The organism is Enterococcus hailinensis (assembly GCF_045862035.1).
GTDB lineage: Bacteria > Bacillota > Bacilli > Lactobacillales > Enterococcaceae > Enterococcus_A > Enterococcus_A hailinensis.
In genome coordinates, this window is record NZ_BAAFRV010000035.1 from 1 (window position 1) to 6,998 (window position 6,998).

The window sequence follows — 6,998 nt, forward strand, 5'->3', positions numbered from 1 at the left end:
AAGATTTCTTGAACTTCACGATAGCTAAGGTTATAACGAAGATAGTAGCCCACGGCTACAATAATCACATCCTGCTGAAATTGCTTTCCTTTAAAATGATTCATCGTCATTCCTCCTGCTATCTTTTCCATTCATTTTACCTTAAAATCAGTTTATCAGAAAACTTTGCAACAGAACCGAATAAAATAACTAAAAAATTTAACTGATAAAAAAATTGTAATGACAAAAGAGCGGATCTTTTATAGATCCGCTCCAGACTGTAGACAAAGTCGGCATCTGACTTAAGTCTACAGTCTTTTTTTGATATAATGAAATTAACAAATCTAGTGATATCAAGGGGTGTTGGCTATGATGACCAGACGTACCGCAGACTCTAGAAATTGCTTTGAAATTGTTTCAATTGAAGATTTAGTCCCTAAAGATCATCTTGTAAGAAAGGTTGATAAAGCACTCGATTTCGACTTTATCTATCCTCTTGTCGAATCAATGTACTCTAGCCAAGGTAGGCCGAGCATTGATCCTGTCATTCTTTTCAAGATGGTCTTTATTCAATATCTATTCGGGATCCGCTCGATGCGCCAAACAATCAAAGAAATCGAAGCAAACATGGCCTATCGCTGGTTTCTCGGGCTAGAGATTTCCGAAAAAGTGCCCCATTTTTCAACTTTTGGAAAAAATTATGTCCGACGATTTAAAGATACAGATGTGTTCTATCAAATCTTTTTCCATATTCTCAATGAAGCGTACGATAAGGGTTTCATCGATGATGAAGTCATTTTTATTGACTCCACACACATCAAAGCAAACGCAAATAAACACAGTGGCGAACGAGTACTAGTTGAACAAGAAGTAAAGTTTTATCAGACAAAACTAGAGGAAGAAATCAACGAGGTACGTGTGGCAACTGGAAAAAAGCCCTTTGACTTCTCCGAAGAGCGGGAACCTTCCTTGAAAAATATTAGTACGACAGATTCTGAAAGTGGCTATTTTGTTAAAGGAGAAAAAGAGCGTCAGTTTGCTTATTCTGCACATACAGCTTGCGATAAAAATGGGTTTATTTTGGGAATGCAAGTTACTCCAGGAAATATACATGATAGCCAAATTCTTCCATCGCTAGTTGAAGGGTTAAAAGGCCTTCCGTTCTATCATCCTTATGGAATAGCCGCAGATGCCGGGTACAAAACACCAGCTATTGCGAAATATTTAGATGAGGAAGGGCTACGCCCAATTCTTCCTTATACGCGACCGAGAGGAAAAAAAGGATCATTTCGAAAACCAGACTTTGTTTACGATGAGTACTACGATCAATACCTGTGCCCCGCAGATGAGACTTTGCGAGCGGGAACATTAAACAGAGAAGGCTACAGAAACTATCTATCAGATAAGAAAAAATGTGCGAATTGTCCCATGCTAGAAAAATGTACCGAGAGTCAAGGACATCAAAAAATTATCCAAAGGCACTTATGGCAACCGTACCTTGATAAAGCAGAAGAACTCCGTTATACAAAATACAACAAAATGCAGTATGCCAAACGAAAAGAGACGGTAGAACGAATCTTCGCAGATGGGAAGGAAAAGCATGGATTACGTTGGACAAAGCTTCGCGGGTTGATAAAAAATCAACATTACGTGATGCTTGTTTTTGCGATGATGAATTTGAAAAAGATAGCCACCTGGATATGGTAGGTAGGAAGAAATGAGATAGACGGACATATACATTGATCCGTTTAAAATAGTAAATACATAGTTTCATTAAAAAAATACCGTTTCGAGTAGCAATGATGGCTACTCGAAACGGTATTTGTCTACGGTCTGGAGCGGATCTTTTATAGATCCGCTCTTTTTTATTTTGCTACTTCAGTACGAGTTAATTCTGGCATATCAGCTGTAAGATAGTTACGTGCGAAATCCAGATCTGTGATCCAATCTTTTATATGATCTCTTTGAATAATAAGCGGCATACGATCATGTATTGGGGATACTGAATCGTTTGGTTTTGTCGTCATAATAATCGATTCTGTTTCAAAACCCGCACCTGTTTTATGCACACGATAAAATCCTCCCAAATAAAAAAAGTCATTATCCCCTGCAGTAAACAGTAGTTTTCGTTTTTCGGAATCCCACTCATAGAATCCAGAAACTGGTATGACGCAGCGAGTTTCTCTGAAGGCTTTAGAAAAAGTCTTCTTTTCTTCTACTGTTTCTGAGCGTGCATTTATCATAAGTTGACCAGGCTTAAATCCTTGGAAACCCCACTGAGTGATTCCTGGTACTACCCTTGAATCCTGATTAAGTCCTAGTGTTACTATATAATTAGTTGGAAAAATTTCATTAAAACCAACACGAATATGTTTACCTGTAGCATTTAAAACAACGTGATCATAGTAGCTTTTTAGTTCATCTGAAGATAAATCAAAAAAATATCTTCCACACATATTCTCCCTCTCCTTTTCTGATTCTGTTTAAAAAACGTGTGTCAGAGAGCCATTCTAAGGCAATTTCAAAGTCAAGTGATGGACAATGATCTTCAATCATCGTCTGCAAAGTCTTGATAATACTCATTTTTGATTAACTCAATCTCTTTTTCTATTTTACTCGCTTTTTTACTTTGCTTGTTGCGAGAAGACTCTCTGGCCTGAAAATAATCAACTTTAAACCATTTTTCCTCTTTTTTTATGGATACATGTCGGACATCTGTCCAATTGATCGCTTGTTCATTGAGTACAAAATAATCTTCATATGCTTCACCAAGAAATTGTCCTTCGACAGGATCCAAAAATCGCCCAAATTCGTCTTTAGTGTTTAATTGCAGCGATATAGGCTTGTGATAAAGGAACGATTCTGATAGAATTGCGTCGATTTCCTCACGGTTCATTAAATCCAAACCAACAACTTCTTTTGTAGCCCAGGATTCGTTTTCTAAGACACCTTTCATAAGATCATCCATGGCGTAAGCCGTTGCCCACTTCAATCCGAATGGTCGATCTCTGTATTGATTATAGTCCGTAAAAGTTTTCTTAGTACGTTTTACCATGACCTTCAGCACCTTCAAGTCCAGACATACCACCTGCATGCCCTCCGACAAGGCTGCTGCGAGCGATCGCACGTCCACCTTCCATTATGCTATTTGCATGAACGATCGACTTAAACCCGAATTTTTTGCGTATAGTATCTACCACATAATCGATTTTTAAGTCTTTTACTTGTTCGTCCGGATCTTCAAAGAGATCAAGCTGCAAAGCATTAGAATAAACGAGATTTGAACAGTTTACTCCCACATTTCGAATGTCTTGGTATTTGTAATGGCGATCAAATATCTGCAGTAAGTAGTTTTCTATTTGTTTGCTGCTATTAGTTGCTGGCACCTTCATTTGCTGGTGAAACCCTCGACTTCCTGATTGATCGACGTAGCCCATTGAAAATCCGATCCACAAAGAAACGACTTCAGCTTTCGCTCCTGTACGGCGTAACCTAGTTGCTACTTGATCGGCCATTTCTTTGATTACAATTTCTAATTCTTTTCGACGTGTATAGTCCCGATTTAAGACCTGACTGTTCCCTATCCACTTAGATTTTACTTTGTATTTCTGACCTAAGAATGATCGATCGACGCCCCAGCTGTTTGCATACAGTTGAGTACCTAAGACACCAAAATTTTGCTTCAGCTGATAGTAATTTGCGTGTGCCAGGTCATGCATAGTAAATATACCCATTCTGTTCAGTCTGATTGCTGTCCGACGTCCTATCCCCCAAACGTCTGTAATGTTTTCTACAGACCAAAGCTTTTGCTGAACGTCTTCATAACGCCATTCTGCTTTCATATCTGAATTTTTTTTACTTTCGAGGTCTAGTGCAAACTTGGCCAGCAGCGGATTGTCACCAATCCCGATTGTTGTAAAAATACCAGTTTGTCGATAAACGTCTGTTTGAATCATTCTCGCCAGCTCTCGTGCGTCCTTTGCACCGAACAGCTTTAATGAGTCTGTCACGTCCAAGAAGCTCTCATCGATGCTGTATACGGCATGATTTTGCTCGTCAGCGTACTTCTTGTAAATATTGTTAATCTCCATGTTCTTTCTCATATAAAGTGCCATTCTTGGTGGTGCGATTACGAGGTCTTCCGGATACGGAAAAGGAAGATCTCGTGATCGACTGACATTAGAAATTTCATAGGCTTTTTTTGCGGCCGGACTCGATGCCAGAATCAACCCACTCCCCCGCTGAGAAGGATCGTCTGAAGGATAGGACATGACAACTAACTTTGTCTTTAAAGGATTTAGTCCTCTTTCTACGCATTCTACGGATGAATAAAATGACTTACAATCGATACAAAGAATATCTCGGGAAGGTTCTTTTGTGTAGTCAAACCTTGGATTTACGCCAAATTGCATAACCATGATAAATCACCTTTTCTAAAAAAAGATACATTTTATATACCGTATTAGAACATATGTTCGCTGATTAAGTCAAGAGAACAGATCAAAATTCTATCATTGCGGTTTTAATGGTTAAGTGTCAAAATACCAAAGTGTCAAAATGTTTAAATAGGTGGACGTCCCACCATTTGGATAATAATAACAATATACTCCGTAAGTCCCAAAGATCTTAAGAGTTTTAGTTATAAAGTACTTAAACACTTAAATATTAAAGACCCTGAATACAATAAGAAGCTGCGGAGTCCCCCTAAAATTAATCCAAAAAATAAAGATTACGAAGTTTCGATTGCCTTCGTCGAAAGAAGTCAGTAGCAAAACGTTTTAATGGTTAAGCACTTAAACGGTTAAGTACTTTAATACTAAAAAATTCGTGTTATGATGATAGTATGAAAAAGACACTTTAGCACTAAACAATAAAAATGTTTTAGTACTAAAGTGTCTCATGTCTACTTGCTATCTTCTTCTAATTTATCAACGTATGAACGGTAGGCTTCTTTAATTTCCGACTCAGTTAGATAGTTATCGAGAATTAAATCTTTCATTACGTCTTTCATATTTCGATCGTCTTGTGCGGCTTTCATTTTAACCATTCGATGAATCTCTTCAGGCAAGTATATCGAAACTTGTTTACCGCCTTTAAAATTTTTGTAATATGAAGTTATATCTTCAATTTTTCTAAGAATATTAATTTTCTTTTTAGTTCCATTTTGATTGGAAGTTTGTGGTTTTGAAGTAGGAAATAGTGTGTCGATATCATTTGTTTTAGCTATATTTTTGTCTTTAATAGATACACGTTTAGCCATTTTATACAACTCCTTCTGATACTATTTTCTGTAGAACTGTCACCGCAAGATTATAGTATGCAATGCCAGCTTTATTATTTGAATCAAATTCGTAAGCTGACATGTTAGCAACGCCAGCGTCGGAAACTACGATGCTTCTATCGATGATAGAAATAACTTCCGCTTTATCGTCAGATTTAACTTCCTCAATAATTTCGTCACTGTGGTTTGTATTAGTTGCCATAGTGACTACATAGCCAAGTTCCTTTAGATTAGGATTAATTGAATTTTTTACTTTATTGATTGTAGAAAAAAGCAACTCTATACTTACTAGAGCTTGGTATTCGGACTGAACAGGAATTAAGATGTAATCTGATGCACTAAGAGCATTTACAGTAAGCAGTCCTCTTGAAGGAGGGCAATCAATCAAAATGATATCAAATTTTGTCTCAAGGCTCTCTATGTTCTTCTTCAGAATCAGTTCTCTTAATGTAGCGTTAACTAGGTTAAGTTCGGCATCTGATAGACGCAAGGTTGTTGGGGAAATAAATAGATTATTCTTAATCTGATAAGTAATGTTCTCTAATGTTTCTTCCTCCAGCATTACTTGAGTCATTTCTGGTAGATTTTCATCGATGATATTTCTAAGATCAGTTTTTAGGTTAGTTATACTTGACTGTGCGTCTATGTCTACGATATCTGTTATAAGATCGAAACTAGCAAACAGTTCAGCCAGATTATCTACGGTAGCACTTTTCCCAACACCACCTTTTTGATTTGCAACAGAAATTACAATGGGACCACCTTTTTCAGCAACGAGATCTTTGACTTGCTTAACTAGCGAAATAATTTCTACTGAATTCGATCGATTTTTTTTCATTTTCCTACCTCCTTAAGTTAAGTACTAAAGTGTTAAAATACTTGTATGCAATATAATAATACCACCTAGAAAGTTACGGGTCAATAGCACCTTTAGTATTTAAGTACTTTTAATTCGGCTATGTTTAGAATGTGATTTATCAGCAATTAAATGCAACTTTAAAACGTCATAGTACTTAAGTACTAAAAAAAGACATTAAAACACTTAAGTACTTAAGTGTTTTAATGTCTGATGTAATTGTTGGTATTAATAGGTTTGTGCGACAATAAATATATTAAATTATAAAAAATAAGAGTTTACAAGATGGAAAAAGTAAGATATGCTATGTTTGTATTTATAGAACTGAAAAAAAAATAAAAAAAGAGACGGATAAAAAAGTGAATTGGGTCACTCTTTCATCTGAATCACATACAACAACTATGTGTTCTCGCTCGTCTCAGAAGTTATGTAAGTGGCTGACAACCACTTATGTAATTTTGATAAGTTTTTCGGACTGACAATCCGAACTTACAGACTTATTCTACCATTTTTTGACGAGCAACTCAATATATACACGCTTATTTTGTCATTCATTTAAGACTTCTAAGCTATTGGGAGAACACAAATCTTTAAGATTATTTGTGTTCTCTTTTAGTTTGGGAAGGAATAAAGTCATGGCAGCTTCTTTGGATGTCGTATATTCGACGGTATTACAAAATGGTATCCGTAAATTCAAATATAAAAATAGCCACCTAAAACCGGTCTCTTTTAGTGATCAGTCGGGGAAGGGGGCCATTTTTGCGTACCGTTCAAAGGAACACATGATCGAGGGGATTGGACTAGTGATCACTTCAGAAGAAGGGGTGATCGAAAACAATAATCGATTCACTCATTGGACACCAAATGTATTTCGCTATGGAA

At 36.7% G+C, this 6,998-nt stretch carries 6 protein-coding genes and 2 pseudogenes; 2 read left to right on the plus strand and 6 right to left on the minus strand.

What is annotated here, in order from left to right; translation table 11 throughout:
- Nucleotides 1-110: pseudogene (locus ACKTSC_RS13025) on the minus strand (IS6 family transposase); the annotation flags it as partial.
- A 238-nt stretch (nucleotides 111-348) separates the two neighbouring features.
- On the opposite strand from ACKTSC_RS13025, the gene ACKTSC_RS13030 reads away from it, so the two are divergent.
- Nucleotides 349-1,686: an IS1182 family transposase gene (locus ACKTSC_RS13030; RefSeq protein WP_407857803.1), complete on the plus strand. Its 1,338-nt coding sequence runs from the start codon at nucleotides 349-351 to the stop codon at nucleotides 1,684-1,686.
- Nucleotides 1,687-1,844: 158 nt separating this feature from the next.
- Here the strand turns inward: ACKTSC_RS13030 and ACKTSC_RS13035 are convergent, their stop codons facing one another.
- From ACKTSC_RS13035 to ACKTSC_RS13055, 5 genes are all read right to left on the minus strand, one after another.
- On the minus strand, nucleotides 1,845-2,435 hold the full coding sequence (locus tag ACKTSC_RS13035; RefSeq protein WP_407857804.1) for an SOS response-associated peptidase: 591 nt from the start codon (nucleotides 2,433-2,435) through the stop codon (nucleotides 1,845-1,847).
- Between the two features lie 92 nt (nucleotides 2,436-2,527).
- Nucleotides 2,528-3,034: a hypothetical protein gene (locus tag ACKTSC_RS13040; protein ID WP_407857805.1), complete on the minus strand. Its 507-nt coding sequence runs from the start codon at nucleotides 3,032-3,034 to the stop codon at nucleotides 2,528-2,530.
- Nucleotides 3,018-4,397, minus strand: a complete 1,380-nt coding sequence (locus tag ACKTSC_RS13045) for a Y-family DNA polymerase (protein WP_407857806.1) — start codon at nucleotides 4,395-4,397, stop codon at nucleotides 3,018-3,020. The genes ACKTSC_RS13040 and ACKTSC_RS13045 overlap by 17 nt, the downstream gene beginning before the upstream one ends.
- 485 nt (nucleotides 4,398-4,882) lie before the next feature.
- The gene (locus tag ACKTSC_RS13050; protein WP_407857807.1) at nucleotides 4,883-5,239 is read right to left on the minus strand and encodes a hypothetical protein; all 357 of its coding nucleotides are present in this window, start codon (nucleotides 5,237-5,239) and stop codon (nucleotides 4,883-4,885) included.
- A gap of 1 nt (nucleotide 5,240) precedes the next feature.
- Nucleotides 5,241-6,098, minus strand: coding sequence for a ParA family protein (locus tag ACKTSC_RS13055; protein ID WP_407857808.1), 858 nt, complete (start codon nucleotides 6,096-6,098; stop codon nucleotides 5,241-5,243).
- Nucleotides 6,099-6,751: 653 nt separating this feature from the next.
- Between ACKTSC_RS13055 and ACKTSC_RS13060 the strand changes: the two are divergent.
- A pseudogene (locus ACKTSC_RS13060) lies at nucleotides 6,752-6,998 on the plus strand (primase C-terminal domain-containing protein); the annotation flags it as partial.